Raw genomic sequence first — 18,141 nt, 5'->3', positions numbered from 1 at the left:
CACATGACCAGTCCCAACACCGCCGCCAAGCGCAGCCTGGCGCAGCGGATCAGCGGTGAGCGGATCGTGCTCGCACTGGCGGCGCCGGTGCTCGCGGTCGTGCTCTCCATCGTGATCTGTTCCGTCCTGCTGGCGACTTCGGGCAAGAATCCGTTCGACGCGTGGAACGTGATGCTCACGTACGCCGGCAAGTCGGACGGCCAAGTGGGGATCCTCAACCGGTCCACCACGTACTACCTGGCCGCCGCTGCCGCCGCCTTCGGGTTCCGGATGAACCTGTTCAACATCGGCGTCGAGGGCCAGTACAAGGTCGCGGCGCTGTTCGCGGCCTTCGTCGGTGCCAAGGTCGACCTGCCGGCGATCATCCAGATCCCGCTGCTGCTGGTCACCGCCATGCTGGTCGGCGGCCTGTACGCGAGCATCGCCGGTCTGCTGAAGGTCTACCGCGGGGTCAGCGAGGTCATCTCGACCATCATGCTGAACTCGATCTCGATCGCGGTCGTCGGCCTGCTGCTCGTCCCCGGCATCTTCGCGCCGAAGACGAGCGCCACCAGCAACTCGATCCAGACCGACCCGATCTCGCAGTCCAGCCACTTCTTCACGATGGAGACGGCGGGTGGCCCGCTCTGGGGCTTCATCTTCATCGCCGCCCTGGTCGGCGTGGTGTTCCAGTTCGCGCTGACCCGCACCCGCTTCGGCTTCGACCTGCGCGCCACCGGCCGCTCGGAGTCGGCCGCGACCGCGTCCGGCGTGAACGTCAAGCGCATGGTGATCATCTCGATGGCGGTCTCCGGCGCGATCGCCGGTCTGATCGGCATGCCCGAGCTGGTGCAGAACTCGTTCTACTACGGCCAGAGCTTCCAGCCCGGTCTGGGCTTCCTCGGCATCTCGATCGCCCTGCTGGGCCGCAACAGCCCGATCGGCATGGCCTTCGCGGCCCTGCTGTTCGCGTTCCTGGACACCACCGGCTCCCAGCTGCCGCTCCAGGGCGGCTTCCCCTTCGAGATCGTCGACGTCATGAAGGGCACCATCGTCATCTGCGTCGTCGTCGCCTACGAGCTGGTGCGCCGCTACGGCCTGAAGCGCCAGCAGCAGAAGGTCGGCGCCCAGCTCGCCGCCCAGCTCGCGGCTCAGCTCGCGGCCACTGAGAAGAAGGAGGTGTCCGCATGAGCACGGCTACCGCCGCGCGTCCGAAGGCGCCGGGCGCGCCCACCAAGAAGCGCAAGATGTCCTGGCCGGTGGTGCTGCTGCTGATCGCGGGCGCCCTGGTCCTGTTCTCCGCCGTGGGCATGGCCACCGGCAACCACGCGCTGACCTCCTCCGGTCAGATCACCGCCGCGCTCAGCGCCGCCGTGCCGATCGGCATGGCCGGTCTGGGCGGTCTGTGGTCCGAGCGGGCCGGCGTGGTCAACATCGGCCTCGAAGGCATGATGGTCGCCGGCACCTTCTGCGGTGCCTGGGCCGGCTACCTGGTCAACCCGTGGGTCGGCCTGCTGGCCGGCATGCTCGGCGGCGCGCTCGGCGGTCTGCTGCACGCGCTCGTGACCGTCACCTTCGGCGTCGACCACATCGTCTCCGGCGTCGGCATCAACCTGCTGATCCCCGGCATCTGCGCGTACGTCAACCGGATCTACTACAAGGACTACATCGCGGTCGGCGCGGGTGCGAACCAGTCGCCGCCGGCGGATCCGCTGCCGTACATCACCGTCCCCGGGCTGTCCTCGTGGCTGTCCGACATCGAGAAGCACCACTGGTTCCTGGTCTCGGACGTGGCCGGCGTGGTCGGCGGCCTGGTCACCAACATCTCGGTGGTCGTGCTGGTGGCCGGCGCGATGATCGTGGTCAGCTACTTCGTGCTCTGGCGCACGGTGTTCGGCCTGCGGCTGCGCTCCTGCGGTGAGAACCCGACCGCCGCCGAGTCGCTGGGCGTCAACGTCTACAAGTACAAGTACCTCGCGGTCATCGCCTCCGGCGCCTTCGCCGGTCTCGGCGGTGCGTACCTCTCGCTGGTCGCGGCGCACTTCTACAAGGACGGGCAGACCCTCGGCCGCGGCTTCATCGGCCTCGCCGCGATGATCTTCGGCAACTGGATGCCGGGCGGCCTCGCCATGGGCGCCGGCCTGTTCGGCTTCACCGACAGCCTCCAGCTGCGCGACCCGGAGTCGGTGCACGTGCTGATCCTGACCGTCGCCATCGCGATGGCGCTGCTCGCGCTCTGGCAGCTGTACCGGCGCAAGTTCACCGGTGCGGCGATCTCCTTCGTGGTCGCCGGCGGTCTCGGCGCCTGGTACGCGCTCACCGACGAGGTGCAGCGCCCGCTGATCGTCGCCACGCCGTACGTGATCACCCTGGTGGTGCTCTCGCTGGCCTCCCAGCGGCTGCGCATGCCGAAGGCCGACGGCCAGATCTACCGCAAGGGCCAGGGCAAGTGACGGCGCCTGCGGCGTCGGCCGCGATCGACTGGGAGCGGCTGCGCGCGGCCGCGCGCGAGGCGATGACCCACGCGTACGCCCCGTACAGCAAGTTCCCGGTCGGCGCGGCCGCGCTGGTGGACGACGGGCGGCTGGTCACCGGCTGCAACGTCGAGAACGCCTCGTACGGGCTCGGGCTGTGCGCCGAGTGCGGGCTGGTGTCCGCGCTGCACGCCACCGGCGGCGGCCGGCTGACGGCCTTCACCTGCGTCGACGGCGCGGGCGAACTGCTGATGCCGTGCGGGCGCTGCCGCCAGCTGCTCTACGAGCACGGCGGGCCGGAACTGCTGATCGAGCTGCCCTCGGGGATCCGCCCGATGAGTGAGGTCCTGCCCGACGCGTTCGGGCCGGAGCGGCTCTAGCTTCGACAATTGTTACGCGCGTAGAGTGTCGCGAGTGGGCCGGAACCCGGTCATCTCGCGACACTCTTCGCTTTTGAAACCCCTCTTGGAGCACGCATGGACGCCATCTCCGTCATCAGGACCAAGCGCGACAGCGGAGAGCTGAGCGACGCTCAGATCGACTGGGTCATCGACGCCTACACCCGCGGCGAGGTCGCCGACGAGCAGATGTCCGCCCTGGCCATGGCGATCCTGCTGAACGGCATGAAGCCGCACGAGATCAGCCGCTGGACCGACGCCATGATCCGCTCCGGCGTCCGGATGGACTTCTCCTCGCTGCCGCTGCCCACCAGTGACAAGCACTCCACCGGCGGCGTCGGTGACAAGATCACCCTCCCGCTCGCCCCGCTCGTCGCCGCCTGCGGCGCCGCCGTCCCGCAGCTCTCCGGCCGCGGCCTCGGCCACACCGGCGGCACCCTCGACAAGCTGGAGTCCATCCCCGGCTGGCGCGCCCTGCTCTCCAACGAGGAGATGCTCGACGTCCTGCGCTCCACCGGCGCGGTCATCTGCGCCGCCGGTGACGGCCTCGCGCCCGCCGACAAGAAGCTCTACGCGCTGCGCGACGTCACCGGCACCGTCGAGGCCATCCCGCTGATCGCCTCCTCGATCATGTCCAAGAAGATCGCCGAAGGCACCGGCGCCCTGGTCCTGGACGTCAAGGTCGGCTCCGGCGCCTTCATGAAGAACCTCGACGACGCCCGCGAACTCGCCCGCACCATGGTCGGCCTGGGCACCAGCGCCGGTGTGAACACCGTCGCCCTGCTCACCGACATGTCCACCCCGCTCGGCCTCACCGCCGGCAACGCGCTGGAGGTCCGCGAGTCGATCGAGGTGCTGGCCGGCGGCGGCCCCGCCGACGTCGTCGAGCTCACCCTCGCCCTCGCCCGCGAGATGCTTGCCGCGGCCGGCGTGCACGGCAAGGACCCGGCCGACGCGCTGCGCGACGGCTCCGCGATGGACCACTGGCGCCGCATGATCGCCGCCCAGGGCGGCGACGTCGACGCCCCGCTCCCGGTCGCCCGCGAGCAGCACGTCATCCCGGCGCCCGCCTCCGGCGTCCTCACCGAGCTCGACGCCTACGCCGTCGGCGTCTGCGCCTGGCGCCTCGGCGCCGGCCGCGCCCGCAAGGAGGACCCGGTCCAGGCCGGCGCCGGCGTCGAGATGCACGCCAAGCCCGGCGACACCGTCGTGGCCGGCCAGCCCCTGCTGACCCTGCACACCGACACCCCCGAGCGCTACGACTACGCCATCGAGGCGCTGGCGGGCGGCATCGCGGTCTCCCCGGCCGGCACGGCCTTCACCCCGAACCCGATCGTCCTCGACCGCATCGCGTAGTCATGTGATTACCTTTGTGCGGCAGCGTGCCGGCTGTATGAGGGACCGACGAGGAGCCCGCACCCGGGTTGCCGGGTGCGGGCTCCTTCCGTGTGCTCGGGCCCGGTCGGCCGGTGTCCTGCGGGTGCGGGTTCAGGCGTAAGTCCGCAGGAAGCTGGTGTCGAGCGTCCAGGGACCGACGGTGATCTCGTCGCCGAAGACGAAGTCCTTGCGGCGGGTGTAGCCGGGCTCGTCGTGCACGATGCCGGTGCCCTTGCGGGGATCGACCAGGAGGTACAACGGGATGCCCATCGCCGCGTAGTCGCGGACCTTGTCGCGGTGGTCGTTCTCGGGGTTGGACTCGGAGACGACCTCCACGACCAGGACCACCTCGTGGGGGAGCAACGCTGCTCTCTCGCTCTCAAGGGTCGCTTCGGCGAACACCATCAGATCCGGATTCCGCAGCCTGCCCAGGCCGACTTCTTCCAGGTCCGCGCCGCCGTGGGCGATGTAGCCGGGGTGGGTCTGGGGTAGCTGGGCATTGAGCTGTTGAGCGATCCGCAGTACCGCGAGCTCGTGCCGTTTGACCGGCGACAGCATCAGGACGACCGCTCCGTCGGCGATCTCGACCTTCCCCAGTCCCGGCAGCCGGGGAAGCTGTTCGGCGATCTTCCGCAATCGGGCGTACGCCGCCGGATCGACGCTCATGCCCCGGAGTGTATCCGCGGTGACTGTCAGGGGCGGTTGAAGACGTCATGGGTGCCGATCCGGCGCCAGACGATGCGTGGTTCCCCGCCCTGGACGGGGTGGCCGTAGTGGAAGGTGGCCCGGCCGTCCGGGGCCCAGGTCAGCTCCCAGATGTCCGGGTGGCCCTGCATCTTCCTCACGCGCAGGCCGCGTCGGAAGCCCTGACCGGCCCGCAGGTCGGTGACGAACTGGGCGACGGCGACGAGGAATTCGGCCTTCTGCGCGGGAGCCAGGCCCTTCCAGTCGCGGAGGAAGTGGGCCGGCGACTCATACGTCGGCACGGCGCTTGATCTCCTCCAGGTCCAGGCCGCCCTCGTCGGCGAGGGACTGCAGGAAGGCGTCGCCCTCCTGGAAGACCTCGCCGCGGTCGCCCTCGGCGATCGCCTCGTCGACCTCCTGCTCCTGCCAGGCGGCGCCCCAGAACCACGCCTGGTCGTCGGGGATCACGGAGGCGGGGGTCAGCACGATGCGGCCGTCCTCGACGGCGACCACCAGTTGGTCGCCCTCCTGGAGGTCCAGTTGCTCCCTTATCTCCTGCGGGATGGTGACCACGCCCTTCTTCCGCACGGGCGTGGACACCAGGTGGGGGCGGCGGCGCTTGAGGTCTACCTGGCGGAAAGTCTGCCCAGTCGATCCTCTCGCCGGGCCGCGTGGGCCCGGCGGGTGGCGTAGAGGGTGACGGCGGCGGCGAGGGTCATGGCGGTGAGGCCGACGGTGGCGGCGCCCGGCCAGCCGGTGGCGTGGTAGGCGTCGGCGCCCAGGGTGCCGCCGAGGCTGTTGCCGAGGTAGTAGGCGATCAGGTAGAGGGCGGAGGACTGGGCGCGGCCCTCGGTGGCGGTGCGGCCGACCGCGGAGGAGGCGGTGGCGTGGCCGGCGAAGAAACCGGCGGTGATCAGGACCAGGCCGAGCAGGGCGCAGACCAGGGACTCGGTGAGGGAGAGCAGCAGCCCGGCGGCGGTCACGCCGATGGAGACGTAGAGCGCGCCGCGGCGGCCGAGCCGGGCGGCGAGGCGGCCGGCGGCGGCGGAGGTGCCGGTGCCGACCAGGTAGACGACGAAGATCGAGGCGGCGACGGACTCGGGCAGGTGGAACGGCGCCGAGATCAGCCGGTAGCCGACGGTGTTGTAGACCGCGCCGAACACGGCCATGAACAGCAGTCCGAGCGCGTACAGCCGCACCAGCAGCGGGTTGCGCAGGTGCCGGCCGACGGTGCGGGCCAGGGCGCGGGCGTCCACCGGGGCCGGGGTGAAGTGCCGGGCGGCGGGGATCAGCAGCCGGAAGGCGAGCGCGGCGAGCAGGGCGAGGGCGGCGGAGGCGGCGAGGCCCCAGCGCCAGCCGAAGGCCGCGGCGGTCCAGCCGGAGAGCAGTCGGCCGCCCATGCCGCCGATGCTGTTGCCGGCCACGTACAGGCCCATCGCGGAGGCCAGGGCGCTGGGGTGGACCTCCTCGGCAAGGTAGGCCATGGCGGTGGCGGGCAGCCCGGCCAGCGCGGCGCCCTGGAGGACGCGCAGTACGACGAGGGTGGTGAGGTCGGGCGCGAACGGCAGGGCGAGGGCGAGGGTGGCGGCGGCGAGGGTGGAGGCCGTCATCACGGCGGTGCGGCCGTACCGGTCGGACAGGGCGCTGGCGGGGAGCAGGGCGAGCGCGAGTCCGAGGGTGGCGGCGGAGGCCGTCCAGCTGGCCTGGCCGGGGGTGAGGTCGAGGTCGGCCGAGAGGATCGGCAGCAGGCCCTGGGTGGAGTAGAGCAGGACGAAGGTCGCGACTCCGGCGGCGAACAGGGCGAGGTTGGCGCGGCGGAAGGCGCGCTGGCCGGGGCGGTGGCGGTCGTCGTGCGAGGGGGCGGGGGCGGGGGCATCCGGGGTGGTCACGGATGCCCTGGTATCGGCGGGCTGCATGTCGTCGACGGTAGGCGCGCCGCGGTTGATGCGTCCAATGCATGAACGGTGGATGATCGATGCGTTGTCGTATGAGTCGAGGTGGTGGCGGGATGGCCGGGGTGGACCGGGCGGACGTGACGGACGGCACGGAGCCGCGGTACCGGGTGGCGGAGTTGGGGCCGGACGAGCCGGCGGTGCTGCTGGCGCCCCGGCTGGCCCAGTTCGCGGCGGTGGCCCGGCTGGAGCACGTGACGCGGGCGGCCGCGCTGCTCGGGGTGCCGCAGCCGACGCTGTCGCGGGCGGTGGCCCGGCTGGAGGAGGAGCTGGGCGTGGACCTGCTGGCCCGTCAGGGCCGGACGGTCCGGCTGACCAGGGCCGGCCGGCTGCTGTTGGCCTCGGTGGAGCGGGCGCTGGCGGAGGTCGAGCGGGGGGCGGAGGCGGCCCGGGCGGAGGCCGATCCGGCGGCCGGGCGGGTGGCGTTCGGCTTCCTGCACACGATGGGGACGGACGCAGTGCCGGCGCTGCTGCGCGGGTTCCGGGCGGGGCATCCGCAGGTCCGGTTCCAGCTGGTGCAGGACTACGTCGGGGCGATGCTGGAGCGGTTGCGGGCGGGGGAGTTGGACCTCTGCCTGGTCGCGCCGCTGCCGGACGATCCGGCCTTCACGGCCCGCCCGCTGGACGAGCAGCGGCTGCACCTGGTCGTCCCGGCGGACCACCGGCTGGCGGGCCGGCGGCGGATCCGACTGGCGGAGGTGGCCGAGGAGCCGTTCGTCGGGCTGGAGCAGGGGTACGGGCTGCGCGCGATCACGGACGGCTTCTGCGCGCAGGCCGGGTTCGTGCCGCGGCTGGCCTTCGAGGGGGAGGAGGCGGAGACGCTGCGCGGGCTGGTCGCGGCCGGGCTGGGGGTGGCGCTGCTGCCGCCGGCGCTGGTGCCGCGGCCGGGGGTGGTGGAGCTGGAGGTGACGGCGCCGCGCACCCGGCGGGCGATCGGGCTGGCCTGGGCGGCGGGGCGGCCGCTGACCCCGCCGGTGGCGGCGTTCCGGGACTTCGTGCTGTCCCGGCGGGGCCGGTTGCTGCAGCACGACTGAGCCGCGACTGAGCCGCGACTGGGCCGCAACCGGGCCGCAACCGGGCCGAAGGTGCCGCGGATGGCCCGAGCGGTGGAATTCCCGGTGGACTTTCGCCGAACCGGCCGCGTCAACAGTGGTGGGTCTACGCGCGTAGGGGCTATATTTCCGCAATGGAGAAGCAGATCCCTGTCACCGCCGCGGGCGCCGGCCCGCGCATCCCCACCCCCGACCAGATCCGCCGCGCGCCGAAGGTGCTGCTGCACGACCACCTCGACGGCGGGCTGCGCCCGGAGACGGTCGTCGAGCTGGCCGCCGCGGTCGGCTACGAGGGCCTTCCGACCACCGACGCCAAGGAGCTCGGCGAGTGGTTCCGCGAGGCCGCCGACTCCGGCTCGCTGGTCCGCTACCTGGAGACCTTCGCGCACACCTGCGCCGTGATGCAGACCCGCGAGGCCCTGATCAAGGTCGCCGCCGACTGCGCCGAGGACCTGGCCGCCGACGGCGTCGTGTACGCCGAGGTCCGCTACGCCCCCGAGCAGCACCTGGAGGCCGGCCTGTCCCTGGACGAGGTCGTCCAGGCCGTGAACGAGGGCTTCCGCCTCGGCGAGGCCAACGCCCGCGCGGCCGGCCACCGGATCCGGGTCGGCACCCTGCTGACCGCGATGCGGCACGCCGCCCGCTCCACCGAGATCGCCGAACTGGCCAACCGCCACCGGGACCAGGGCGTCGTCGGCTTCGACATCGCCGGTGCCGAGGCGGGTCACCCGCCCACCCGCCACCAGGCCGCCTTCGACTACCTCAAGGGCGAGAACAACCACTTCACCATCCACGCGGGCGAGGCCTTCGGCCTGCCGTCGATCTGGGAGGCCCTGCAGTGCTGCGGCGCCGACCGGCTCGGCCACGGCGTGCGGATCGTCGACGACATCACGGTGGCCGAGGACGGCAGCGTCGAGCTCGGCCGGCTGGCCGCGTACGTGCGCGACAAGCGCATCCCGCTGGAGATGTGCCCGACCTCCAACCTCCAGACCGCGGCGGCCACTTCGTACGCCGAGCACCCGATCGGGCTGCTCAGCCGGCTGAAGTTCCGGGTCACCGTGAACACCGACAACCGGCTGATGAGCGGCACCAGCATGAGCCGCGAGTTCGGGCACCTGGTGGAGGCCTTCGGCTACACGCTGGGGGACATGGAGTGGTTCACGGTGAACGCGATGAAGTCCGCGTTCCTGCCGTTCGACGAGCGGCTGGCGATGATCAACGACGTGATCAAGCCGGGGTACGCCGAACTGAAGGCGGAGTGGCTGTTCAGCTCGGGCACCGGCGACAGCTGAGCGGCCCGGCCCGTTCGAATGGTCGGGTGAACGCCCATGTCCCGAAAGGGAGTTGGCGTTCATCCGACTACTCACTCGGGTGAGTGAACGCCCTTTGGTCCTCGCGCGGCCCACTCACTACGGTGTGCCCGTCCATGCTGACAGGCCGTGGCGGCGGTAGCCCGTCCGCCCCGTCCCGATGTCGGCCACCGACGACGACCCAAGGGACGAACCATGAAGCAGGCTCTCAAGGCCGCCGGCACCGCGGCGCTCGGCATCGCCATCGCGGCGGTGGGCGCCGGTACCGCCGCCGCCGCCCCCGCGCCCGGCGGCCTCGGGCTGCCCACCGGCGCGGTCACGAACCCCGCGGTGACCGGTGCGGTCACCGACACCGCCGCCAAGCTGCCCGGCGGCGACAAGGTCACCGGCACGCTCGGCACCCTCACCCCGGCCGCCGGCCAGGCGGCGCCCGCCCCGGCCGCCGAGGCCGGTGCCACCACGCGTGGCGCCATCCCGACCATCCCCGGCATCGACAAGACCCCCATCGGCGGGCTGACCCACACCCTGCCGCTGCCGGGCCTGGCCGGCTGACCTGGCCGCCGGCACGGCGACGGGCCGTCCGCCCCGGTGATCCCGGGAGCGGGCGGCCCGCCGTCGTACCGGGCCCGGCGCGACGGCGCCGGGCGTACGGCTCCCGGGCTTACGGCTCCTGGGGGAGCAGCACCCAGAGGACCAGGTAGACCAGGCACTGGAGCCCGGGCAGGATGATCGAGATCAGGAAGATCAGTCGCACGGTCCACGGCGTCACGCCGTAGCGCTCGGCAAGCCCGGCGCAGACGCCGGCGATGACGCGGTTGTGACGGGGACGGGCGAGACGGGCGCTCATGGGTCAACTCCGTGTCGTGGCACCCGATCCGGCCGATCCGGCGGGCTTAATTTCCACTCTCCGCCACCGCGCTCCCGGAAACGTCCACCTGGCAGTCGATTCGCCACCCCGCCGACTCGCCGGTGAGGCGTAGCCGGGTGTCGGGGTCCGTCTCAGGGTCGCCCGGAGTGCGGATGCCCCAGGTGGCGCCCGCCCGGCGGCGGGAAAGCCCGTTGCGGGCCGGTGGCGGGCCGGTCTAGCCTCTCCGGCAACACGTCGAGGGAGACGAGTACCTCCGGGCCCCGTGGGCCGAGAGAGCCGCCGGCAGCTGTGAAGGCGGCCCCGCGCCCCGGAGCGAAGACACTCCCGAGTGCGGGGAGGAAATGCCCCGCCGGCCGGCCCCCGTCAACGGGCCGCAATGAGGCCGCCGCCCGCGCGGGCGGCGGCGAAAGTGCGGTGGCACCGCGAGTTGCCCTTCTCGCCCGCACTCCGAAGGGATCACCACGACGCCCCTGGAGGGCCGCGATGATCCACCCGACGACCCGTGTCCTGGCCGCCGAACTACCCGGCCACGTCGGCGAATCCGTAGAGATCAGCGGCTGGCTGCACCGCCGCCGCGCACTCAAGTCCGTCACCTTCCTGGTGATCCGGGACCGCTCCGGACCGGCCCAGGTGGTCGCCACCGGCGCCGGTCCCGACCTGCCGGAGGAGACCGTCCTGCGGATCCGTGGCACCGTCACCGCCAACCCGCAGGCGCCGGCCGGCGTCGAGCTGACCTCGCCCACCGTCGAGGTCCTGTCCAGCCTCGCCGAGGCGCCCCCGTTCAGCCTGTTCCGGCCGACCGTCGAGGCCGCCCTCCCGGTGATCCTCGACGGCCTGGGCTTCACCGAGATCCAGACCCCGAAGGTGGTCTCCTCGGCCACCGAGTCCGGGGCGGACGTCTTCGCGCTGGACTGGTTCGGCCGCCCCGCCTACCTCGCGCAGTCGCCGCAGTTCTTCAAGCAGGCGATGGTCGGGGTGTTCGAGCGGGTCTACGAGACCGGGCCGGTGTTCCGGGCCGAACCGCACGACACCGCGCGGCACTTGGCGCAGTACACCAGCCTCGACGCGGAGCTCGGCTTCATCACCGACCACCGCGAGGTGATGGCCGTGCTGCGCGAGGTGGTCGCCGGGATGGTCGCCTCGGTGGCCGAGCGGGCCGGCGCCGCCGTCGACCTGCTGGAGGTGAAGCCGCCCGAGGTCCCGGCGGAGATCCCGCAGCTCCACTTCGCCGAGGCGATGCGGCTGTTGGGCGTCGACGAGCCGGACCTCGCCCCGGCGCACGAGCGGTGGCTCAGCGAGTGGGCGCTGCGCGAGCACGGCAGCGAGTTCCTGTTCGTGGTCGGCTACCCGATGCGCAAGCGGCCCTTCTACACCCACCCGGAACCGGGCCGCCCGGAGTACTCCAACAGCTTCGACCTGCTCTTCCGCGGGCTCGAACTGGTCACCGGAGGCCAGCGGCTGCACCGGTACGAGGACTACCTGGCCGCGCTGGCGGCCCGGGGCGAGCCGGTCCAGCCGTACGAGGGCTACCTGCGCTCCTTCGCGCACGGGATGCCGCCGCACGGCGGGTTCGCGCTGGGGCTGGAGCGCTGGACGGCGCGGCTCACCGGCACCGACAACATCCGCCGGACCACGCTCTTCCCGCGCGACCTGCACCGCCTGACGCCCTGACCCCTGACGCCCTGACCCCTGACGCCCTGACACCGACGGGCGGAGGACGCCGGACGGACCGGAGCCCCCCGCCCGTCGGCGGCGGATCAACAGGCGGTTACTGCGCCTGCCCGGACTGCCCGGCCGGCGGCACCGGCTGCGCGTACGGGTTGTTCGGCACGGGCTGCGCCGGCGGAGCGTACGGCGCGGCCTGCGGCGCGGCGCCCTGCGGCGGGACGGGCTGGCCGTACGGCGCCTGCGGGGCGTTGGGGTCGTACGGCGCCGCCTGCGGGGCCGGCTGCTGGTTCTTGGCGTTGCCGCGTTCGACGATCGCCTTCACGGAGTTGGCGATCAGCGCGATCGGCAGGATGAACGCCTTGAAGAAGATCTCGTACCGGCCGCCTTCGAAGACGAACGCGAGGTAGTAGGCGTACCCCAGGAATCCAAGGCCGGCGAGGACGTTGATGATTCGCCAGCCGACCTTCAGGCCGCCACCGGGATTGACCGCTCCGAGGACCAGCATGGCGGCACCGCTGATCGCCAGCGCGACGACGTACCAGGAGAAAAGCGGCTCGGCGCTGAAATCGAGATTGTTCAAGGGGGATTCCTGTGGGACGGGGGATAAGGCGGTGAGGCCTTTGGGACGACAGCGCAGATTACCGGAGGCGGCCGACATTCGGCGTCGCCTTTTCATCACGGAGTCGTCGCACCCCGACGGAACGGCAATGGACGAGGTGGGAAATGACTGACTATGAGGTGCCGCGGGTCTTTTGCGGCCTCGACGGCGAGTGCGGGAACGCACTCGCCGTGGTGCGGGAGGACGGGCCTCAGCGAGCGGGGGGCGTGGGCTCGGCGTAGGCGCGGGCGCGCGCGACCGGCGGGCCGACCAGGGCGGTCACCTTCGGCGCAGGCGCAGGCGCAGGCGCAGTCGCGGGCGCAGCCCCGGGCGCGGGCACCGGCACCCGGACCTGCGGCCGCCGGTCGCGCAGCAGCCGCCGCAGGCCGGGGACGAGGGCCAGGTGGGTGATGGCCACGCCGATCACGGCGAGCAGTATGTGGTCGACGTTGAGGACGTGCCCGGGCGTCCAGGAGGAGAGGAACTCCAGGCCGGTCGCCAGCAGGGCGGAGGCGCCGGTGGTGCGCAGGAAGGACGGCAGCCAGGGGGCCCGCAGCCGGCCGCCGGCCAGCGGGAGCAGCACGCCGAGCGGGGCCAGCAGGAGGAACTCGCCGACGACCTGCCAGCCGGTGGAGGAGCGGAGGGAGGCCAGCGGCGTCAGGTTGGTGTCGTACACCCAGGGAACCGGCAGCGGCCTCAGCACCACCAGCCAGAGGACGAGGGCCAGGTGACAGGTCAGGCCCGCCAGTCCGGCTGTTCGAAGGGGACGGTGGACGGCCGTCGCCGGCCGGTTCCTGGTCCGTGCGCCGGAACGCTCGTCGCGTGTCCTGGTGCCATCTCGCTGCACGGGGGGAAGGACGTGGGCCGGTGGCGCGGTGGTTCCACCCCGGGCGTGAACATTCCGGGGCGCGCCCCCGGCCTCCCGCCGCCCCGGGGCCGAGCGGTGGAACGGCGGGGCGGCGGGGCGGCGGACGAGGGGCAGGCGGGACTACCGGCAGGGCGCCGCGGTCGGCACCGCGCCGAACACGTTGTCGGCCGGCGGGGTGGCGGGCACCACCGTGGGCGACGGGCTCGGGCTCACACCGGCCTTGGCGGCGCCGCGGGCCGGCGGGGTCGGCGTGGGCGCCGGCGGTGTGGCCAGGGCGGTCGGTATGTGCGGGGCGGTCGGGCAGGCCGTCCGGCTGGCCGGGGCGCCCGCGTCCACCGGGACGGCGGTCGGCCGGATGCCGCAGCCGGAGGCGAGCGCGAGCAGCAGCAGGGCGCCGGCGGTGCGGCGTAGGGCGGTGCGGGTGGGGGCGGTCACGTGGCGTCCTTGTCCTGGGCGGCGTCGCCGAGGGGGCCGTCACCGGTCTCGCCCTCGTTCGGCGGAGGCGGCGGGGCCAGCGGCAGCGTCAGCGTGAACACCGCCCCGACCTCCCCGTTCGCCGCCGTGATCGTGCCCCCGTGGATCTGTGCGTTGGCCATCGCGATCGACAGCCCCAGGCCGCTGCCCTCCGAGCGGGCCCGTCCCCGGTCCGCCTTGTAGAACCGGTCGAAGACGTGCGGCAGCACGTCCTCGGGGATGCCCGGGCCGCTGTCGGAGACCTCGATGACGACCGAGCCCGCGGTCTGCCGGACCTTGACCCGCACCGGGGAGCCGCCGTGCTTGAGCGCGTTGCCGATCAGGTTGGCGAAGACCACGTCGAGCCGGCGCGGGTCGACCACGGCCAGGATGCCGCGCGGGGCGTCCAGTTCGACGGCGTCGTACCAGGCCCGGCCGTCGATGCAGGACATGATCAGGTCGGCCATGTCCACCTCGTCGGCGACCAGCTTGGCGGTGCCGGCGTCGAAGCGGGTCACCTCCATCAGGTTCTCCACCAGGTCGGACAGCCGCCGCGTCTCGCTGACGACGAGCCGTACGGCCGGCGCGATCATCGGGTCCAGCGACTCGGCCTCGTCCTCCAGGATGTCCGTGACGGCGGTCATCGCGGTCAGCGGTGTGCGCAGCTCGTGCGACATGTCGGCGACGAACCGCCGGCTCTGCGCCTCGCGCGCGCTCAACTCCTCGACCTGCTCGTGCAGCGACTCCGCGGCCCGGTTGAACGTCCTCGCCAGGTCCGCGAGTTCGTCCCCGCCCTCGACCTCCAGCCGGGTGTCCAGGTGTCCCTCGCCGAGCCGTCGGGCGGCGTCGCCGAGCCGCTTGACCGGCCGCAGCACGGTCGACGAGGCCGCCTGGGCGAGCAGTGCCGAGCCGATCAGCGCGAGCAGCGTGGCGATGGCCAGCGACCAGCCCAGCGTGTTGAGGTCTTTGCGTTCGTTCTCCAGCGACTTGAACATGTACGCCGTCGGGCCGGTCGGCACCACCTTGGTGCCGCCGATCAGGAACGGCTGGCCCGCCAGGTTCTGCCGCTGCCAGTACAGGTGGTACGGGTACGGGTTGCTCTCGGTGACCTCGCGCTGTCTGGCGACGGTGGACTGCAGCGCCGCCGGGACGTCGGCCAGCGTGAACTGCCCCGGGTCGGAGGAGGCCGTGCACTCCGGGTGCGCCGGGTCGGCCACCACCACGTCGTAACTCAGTCCGGAGCTGGCGACGGTGGACGCGAGCGTGGTCAGGTCCGGGCAGCTCGCGTTCAGCGGCAGCTCGGAGACGTTGCGGCTGAGCGAGACCCGGAAGTCGTTGAGGGCGGTGTCCTGGGCGCGCTTGAGCACCGCGTCGCGGTTGAGCCAGTAGGCGATGCCGGAGGCCGAGACGGCGGCGAGCAGCGCGACCGCCGCGAACACCGCGATCAGCCGTACGCGCAGGGAACGCAGCCTGCGCCACGGGCCCGCGGTGAAGCGGCGGGCCGTCGTCTGATGATCAGTCACAAGAGCCTGTCGTCGTACGGAAGTTCAGGGAGTTCAGGGAGTTCAGGAATTTCGGGCAGCCCAGGCGGATCAGGAGGGCGGCAGCCAGGAGGACGGGAAGCAGGAGGACGGGAGAGGCGCTCAGGCCGGCGGGTCCAGCCGGTAGCCCACGCCGCGGACGGTGCGGATCAGGGTCGGCGCGGACGGGACGTCCTCGACCTTCGCCCGCAGCCGCTGCACGCAGGCGTCCACCAGGCGGGAGTCACCCAGGTAGTCGTGCTCCCAGACCAGCCGGAGCAGCTGCTGGCGGGAGAGCGCCTGGCCGGGGCGGCGGCTGAGCTCCAGGAGCAGCCGCAGCTCGGTCGGGGTGAGCTGGAGGTCCTGCCCGTCCTTGGTGACGGTCATCGCCGCCCGGTCGATCACCACGGTGCCGTACGCGGAGGAGTCGGAGCTCTCCCGCTCGCCGCGCCGCAGCACGGCCCGGATCCGGGCGTCCAGCACCCGTGGCTGCACCGGCTTGACCACGTAGTCGTCGGCGCCGGACTCCAGGCCGACGACCACGTCGATGTCATCCGAACGGGCGGTCAGCAGGATGATCGGCAGCTGGTCGGTGCGGCGGATGCGGCGGCAGACCTCGAAGCCGTCGATTCCGGGCAGCATGACGTCCAGCACGATCAGGTCGGGCCGCTGCTCCTTGAAGAGCCTCAGACCGTCCTCGCCGGAGGCGGCGGTGGCCACACGGTGGCCCTGGCGGGTGAGGGCGAGTTCGAGGCCGGTCCGGATGGCGTCGTCGTCCTCGATCAGAAGGAGGAAAGGCACGGCCCCATTTTGGCCCACTCGAAGCGTCGAATCACCCCCAGGACCGGTCACCGCCCGTACGGGAACCGGAAGGAGCACCACCGGCGTCCGGTACGGAGGGAGGCGGACCGGGACGAAAGGCCCGCCCCTGTGACACCCCTGTGACAGTCGGCGGACAGCGCCATCACAACCGGCGGGCAAGATTTTCCATGTCGCCGCAGGACAGCGGGCCAACCCGGCCGGCTGGAAGGCGGCAACAGGAACCGCTCGTACCGACCCAGGGGGCGCACGATGAACGCCATGCTTCAGACCCGGACCAACCCGGCTGTCCGCACCGCGCGCTCGTCAGCCACCGCCCCGCGGACCCGGTACGAGGTCAGGACCGACGAGAACTCCGGTGCCGTGACCGTACGGGGGTGCGCGCACAGCACCGGTGGAAACCCTGTCGCCCGCCGGGTGAGCGGCGGCGCCAGGACGGGGGAGCTGTACGGGATCGGCCGGGTGGGGAACGCGGCCGGCTCCGGCAACACCCTCACGCTGCGGGGGATCCTCCCCGTCCGCGTCGAGGGCAAGGACGCTCCGGCGGGGAACCGGGGCGTCGGCGGGAACGGCCTGCGGACGGTCGGCTCGGGGGAGTCGGCCGGCCGCGAGGCCGCCGGTGCGACGCTGCTGCAGCTGAACCCGGCGGCGGCCCGCACCACCGAGGCGGGACGGGCGGACGCGCAGGGGGAGCACCCGGCCGTCGCGGAGGACCACATCACGGAGTTCACCGCGTACGTGCGCGAGCGCCGCGCCTCCCTGTACGCCACGGCGTACCACCTCACCGGTGACCGCTACGAGGCCGAGGACCTGCTGCAGAGCGCGCTCTTCAGCACCTACCGGGCCTGGGGCCGGATCACCGACAAGGCCGCGGTCGGCGGGTACCTCCGCCGCACCATGACCAACCTGCACATCTCCGCCTGGCGGCGCCGCAAGGTCAACGAGTACCCGACCGAGGAGCTGCCGGAGACGGCCGGCGACACCGACGCGATGGGCGGCACCGAGCTGCGCACCGTGCTCTGGCAGGCGCTGGCGAAGCTTCCGGAGAACCAGCGCACCATGCTGGTGCTGCGGTACTACGAGGGCAAGACCGACCCGGAGATCGCCGACGTGCTGGGGATCAGCGTCGGCACGGTCAAGAGCAGCATCTGGCGGGCGCTGCGCCGGCTGCGCGAGGACGAGCACCTGAACAAGTCGGGCGACACCGTCCGGGCGTTCGGCGAGCTGGTCGCCTGACGCGGACGCGGGTGACGCGAAGGAGTGGAACTCCCGTCGGGGGACGGGTAGCGGACGGTCGCGGTGCGTGGACGCCGGCTCGGGGGAGCGGTGAACACGGGGAGCCCGACGGCCGTTCGGGGAAGGCGACGGGCCCGGTGCGGGGGAGACGCACCGGGCCCGTCGTTCTTCGTGTCTTCGTTCCGCGTCGAGCCCTCGTCCGGAGACGGCCCGCCCGAACGGAGCACGGCCCGCCCGAACGGAGCACGGCCCGCCCCAACGGAGGGCGGCTCAGACGGAGGACAGCTCCCGCCGCCCGGCCGCGGCGCGGATCCGGCGCTCGGCCTCGGCCCCGGCGCACGGGTGGGAGCCCAGGGTGACCTGCCGCCCGACGATGGAGCGCTCGGCGCGCATCAGCCGCCAGCCGCGGCGCAGCAGCACCGGCAGCGACTTGCGGCCCTCCCGGACGTCCCGGCGCAGTCGGCGCCAGGCCGTGGTGAGCGCGCCGTTGCGCAGGCACAGGGCATCGCCGAGCAGGCCCTCGGCGGCGCACTCGGCGGTGATCTCGGCGGCGAAGATGCCCTCGGCGATGAACGCGGGGGCGCCGTCCAGGTCCAGGGCGCGGGTGGCGATCCGGCCGTTGTCCGGGATCGAGTACACCGGGACGTCGGCGCGGCCGGTCGCGTACAGGCTGCGGATCGCGGCGACCGCCTGGTCGCGGTGCCAGGCGAGCGGGGAGTCCCAGTCGACCGCGCCGTCGGGCAGCAGCGGCAGGGTGGGGTCGTCCCCGTCCTTGTAGAAGTCGTCCAGTTGCAGGACCGGCAGCCCGCTGCGCTCGGCGAGCGAGGACTTCCCGGAGCCGGAGGGGCCGGACAGCAGGACGACCCGGGCGTGGGTCATCGGCAC

General features: G+C 72.6%; 20 protein-coding genes. 9 read left to right on the top strand and 11 right to left on the bottom strand.

Annotation, left to right across the window (positions count from 1 at the left end; translation table 11 throughout):
• Nucleotides 1-3 precede the first annotated feature (3 nt).
• From ACIP37_RS29235 to ACIP37_RS29220, 4 genes are all read left to right on the top strand, one after another.
• Nucleotides 4-1,170, top strand: a complete 1,167-nt coding sequence (locus ACIP37_RS29235) for an ABC transporter permease (protein WP_363580228.1) — start codon at nt 4-6, stop codon at nt 1,168-1,170.
• On the top strand, nt 1,167-2,432 hold the full coding sequence (locus ACIP37_RS29230; protein ID WP_350877261.1) for an ABC transporter permease: 1,266 nt from the start codon (nt 1,167-1,169) through the stop codon (nt 2,430-2,432). The genes ACIP37_RS29235 and ACIP37_RS29230 overlap by 4 nt, the downstream gene beginning before the upstream one ends.
• Nucleotides 2,429-2,833 carry a cytidine deaminase gene (locus tag ACIP37_RS29225; protein ID WP_063349052.1) on the top strand — a complete coding sequence of 135 codons (405 nt, stop codon included), beginning with the start codon at nt 2,429-2,431 and terminating at the stop codon, nt 2,831-2,833. Before ACIP37_RS29230 ends, ACIP37_RS29225 begins: the two co-directional genes overlap by 4 nt.
• 96 nt (nt 2,834-2,929) lie before the next feature.
• A complete protein-coding gene (locus ACIP37_RS29220) occupies nt 2,930-4,207 on the top strand; it encodes a thymidine phosphorylase (protein ID WP_400811305.1) in 1,278 nt (425 codons plus the stop codon).
• A gap of 132 nt (nt 4,208-4,339) precedes the next feature.
• Here ACIP37_RS29220 and ACIP37_RS29215 read toward each other — a convergent pair whose 3' ends face one another.
• Genes ACIP37_RS29215 through ACIP37_RS29200 form a run of 4 tightly spaced genes read right to left on the bottom strand, consistent with a single transcriptional unit; the run spans nt 4,340 to nt 6,828 of the window.
• Nucleotides 4,340-4,894 carry a Uma2 family endonuclease gene (locus ACIP37_RS29215; protein ID WP_363580234.1) on the bottom strand — a complete coding sequence of 185 codons (555 nt, stop codon included), beginning with the start codon at nt 4,892-4,894 and terminating at the stop codon, nt 4,340-4,342.
• A gap of 26 nt (nt 4,895-4,920) precedes the next feature.
• Nucleotides 4,921-5,214: a hypothetical protein gene (locus ACIP37_RS29210; protein ID WP_400811307.1), complete on the bottom strand. Its 294-nt coding sequence runs from the start codon at nt 5,212-5,214 to the stop codon at nt 4,921-4,923.
• On the bottom strand, nt 5,201-5,500 hold the full coding sequence (locus ACIP37_RS29205) for an AbrB/MazE/SpoVT family DNA-binding domain-containing protein (protein ID WP_400811309.1): 300 nt from the start codon (nt 5,498-5,500) through the stop codon (nt 5,201-5,203). Before ACIP37_RS29205 ends, ACIP37_RS29210 begins: the two co-directional genes overlap by 14 nt.
• A 38-nt stretch (nt 5,501-5,538) precedes the next feature.
• The gene (locus ACIP37_RS29200) at nt 5,539-6,828 is read right to left on the bottom strand and encodes an MFS transporter (RefSeq protein ID WP_400811311.1); all 1,290 of its coding nucleotides are present in this window, start codon (nt 6,826-6,828) and stop codon (nt 5,539-5,541) included.
• Nucleotides 6,829-6,920: 92 nt separating this feature from the next.
• On the opposite strand from ACIP37_RS29200, the gene ACIP37_RS29195 reads away from it, so the two are divergent.
• The 3 genes from ACIP37_RS29195 to ACIP37_RS29185 all read left to right on the top strand — a co-directional run bounded on the left by ACIP37_RS29195 (nt 6,921) and on the right by ACIP37_RS29185 (nt 9,778).
• Entirely contained in the window at nt 6,921-7,898 is a 978-nt protein-coding gene (locus ACIP37_RS29195) for a LysR family transcriptional regulator (RefSeq protein WP_363580242.1), read from the top strand.
• 152 nt (nt 7,899-8,050) lie between these two features.
• On the top strand, nt 8,051-9,208 hold the full coding sequence (locus ACIP37_RS29190; RefSeq protein WP_063349058.1) for an adenosine deaminase: 1,158 nt from the start codon (nt 8,051-8,053) through the stop codon (nt 9,206-9,208).
• A gap of 213 nt (nt 9,209-9,421) precedes the next feature.
• Nucleotides 9,422-9,778: an ATP-binding protein gene (locus tag ACIP37_RS29185; protein ID WP_363580244.1), complete on the top strand. Its 357-nt coding sequence runs from the start codon at nt 9,422-9,424 to the stop codon at nt 9,776-9,778.
• A gap of 109 nt (nt 9,779-9,887) precedes the next feature.
• Here the strand turns inward: ACIP37_RS29185 and ACIP37_RS29180 are convergent, their stop codons facing one another.
• Entirely contained in the window at nt 9,888-10,073 is a 186-nt protein-coding gene (locus ACIP37_RS29180) for a PspC domain-containing protein (RefSeq protein ID WP_363580246.1), read from the bottom strand.
• 504 nt (nt 10,074-10,577) lie between these two features.
• Here ACIP37_RS29180 and aspS point away from each other — a divergent pair.
• A complete protein-coding gene (gene aspS, locus ACIP37_RS29175; protein WP_400811314.1) occupies nt 10,578-11,765 on the top strand; it encodes an aspartate--tRNA(Asn) ligase in 1,188 nt (395 codons plus the stop codon).
• Nucleotides 11,766-11,862: 97 nt separating this feature from the next.
• Here the strand turns inward: aspS and ACIP37_RS29170 are convergent, their stop codons facing one another.
• The 5 genes from ACIP37_RS29170 to ACIP37_RS29150 all read right to left on the bottom strand — a co-directional run bounded on the left by ACIP37_RS29170 (nt 11,863) and on the right by ACIP37_RS29150 (nt 16,002).
• Nucleotides 11,863-12,342, bottom strand: coding sequence for a hypothetical protein (locus ACIP37_RS29170; RefSeq protein WP_400811316.1), 480 nt, complete (start codon nt 12,340-12,342; stop codon nt 11,863-11,865).
• Between the two features lie 229 nt (nt 12,343-12,571).
• Nucleotides 12,572-13,087 (bottom strand): VanZ family protein, encoded by a 516-nt coding sequence (locus ACIP37_RS29165; RefSeq protein ID WP_400844736.1) that lies wholly within the window; start codon nt 13,085-13,087, stop codon nt 12,572-12,574.
• Between the two features lie 261 nt (nt 13,088-13,348).
• Complete coding sequence (locus tag ACIP37_RS29160) at nt 13,349-13,663, bottom strand: hypothetical protein (protein WP_363580254.1); 315 nt, start codon at nt 13,661-13,663, stop codon at nt 13,349-13,351.
• The gene (locus ACIP37_RS29155) at nt 13,660-15,204 is read right to left on the bottom strand and encodes an ATP-binding protein (RefSeq protein ID WP_400811318.1); all 1,545 of its coding nucleotides are present in this window, start codon (nt 15,202-15,204) and stop codon (nt 13,660-13,662) included. The genes ACIP37_RS29160 and ACIP37_RS29155 overlap by 4 nt, the downstream gene beginning before the upstream one ends.
• A 120-nt stretch (nt 15,205-15,324) precedes the next feature.
• The gene (locus tag ACIP37_RS29150) at nt 15,325-16,002 is read right to left on the bottom strand and encodes a response regulator transcription factor (RefSeq protein ID WP_063349065.1); all 678 of its coding nucleotides are present in this window, start codon (nt 16,000-16,002) and stop codon (nt 15,325-15,327) included.
• 591 nt (nt 16,003-16,593) lie between these two features.
• Between ACIP37_RS29150 and ACIP37_RS29145 the strand changes: the two genes are divergently transcribed.
• Complete coding sequence (locus ACIP37_RS29145; protein WP_107453068.1) at nt 16,594-17,256, top strand: SigE family RNA polymerase sigma factor; 663 nt, start codon at nt 16,594-16,596, stop codon at nt 17,254-17,256.
• A 270-nt stretch (nt 17,257-17,526) separates the two neighbouring features.
• On the opposite strand, the gene ACIP37_RS29140 is transcribed toward ACIP37_RS29145, so the two are convergent.
• Nucleotides 17,527-18,135, bottom strand: a complete 609-nt coding sequence (locus ACIP37_RS29140; protein ID WP_363580258.1) for an ATP-binding protein — start codon at nt 18,133-18,135, stop codon at nt 17,527-17,529.
• Nucleotides 18,136-18,141 lie beyond the last annotated feature (6 nt).

Source organism: Kitasatospora sp. NPDC088861 (assembly GCF_044750105.1).
In the GTDB taxonomy this organism is placed as follows: Bacteria; Actinomycetota; Actinomycetes; order Streptomycetales; family Streptomycetaceae; genus Kitasatospora.
This window is presented reverse-complemented; position numbering and strand designations above follow the sequence as displayed.

Coding starts and splice junctions, on each gene's coding strand:
- ACIP37_RS29230 (WP_350877261.1), top strand. CDS start 1,167: ATGAGCACGGCTACCGCCGCGCGTCCGAAGGCGCCGGGCGCGCCCACC.
- ACIP37_RS29140 (WP_363580258.1), bottom strand. CDS start 18,135: ATGACCCACGCCCGGGTCGTCCTGCTGTCCGGCCCCTCCGGCTCCGGG.
- ACIP37_RS29190 (WP_063349058.1), top strand. CDS start 8,051: ATGGAGAAGCAGATCCCTGTCACCGCCGCGGGCGCCGGCCCGCGCATC.
- ACIP37_RS29195 (WP_363580242.1), top strand. CDS start 6,921: ATGGCCGGGGTGGACCGGGCGGACGTGACGGACGGCACGGAGCCGCGG.
- ACIP37_RS29235 (WP_363580228.1), top strand. CDS start 4: ATGACCAGTCCCAACACCGCCGCCAAGCGCAGCCTGGCGCAGCGGATC.
- ACIP37_RS29215 (WP_363580234.1), bottom strand. CDS start 4,894: ATGAGCGTCGATCCGGCGGCGTACGCCCGATTGCGGAAGATCGCCGAA.
- aspS (WP_400811314.1), top strand. CDS start 10,578: ATGATCCACCCGACGACCCGTGTCCTGGCCGCCGAACTACCCGGCCAC.
- ACIP37_RS29185 (WP_363580244.1), top strand. CDS start 9,422: ATGAAGCAGGCTCTCAAGGCCGCCGGCACCGCGGCGCTCGGCATCGCC.
- ACIP37_RS29200 (WP_400811311.1), bottom strand. CDS start 6,828: ATGCAGCCCGCCGATACCAGGGCATCCGTGACCACCCCGGATGCCCCC.
- ACIP37_RS29180 (WP_363580246.1), bottom strand. CDS start 10,073: ATGAGCGCCCGTCTCGCCCGTCCCCGTCACAACCGCGTCATCGCCGGC.
- ACIP37_RS29220 (WP_400811305.1), top strand. CDS start 2,930: ATGGACGCCATCTCCGTCATCAGGACCAAGCGCGACAGCGGAGAGCTG.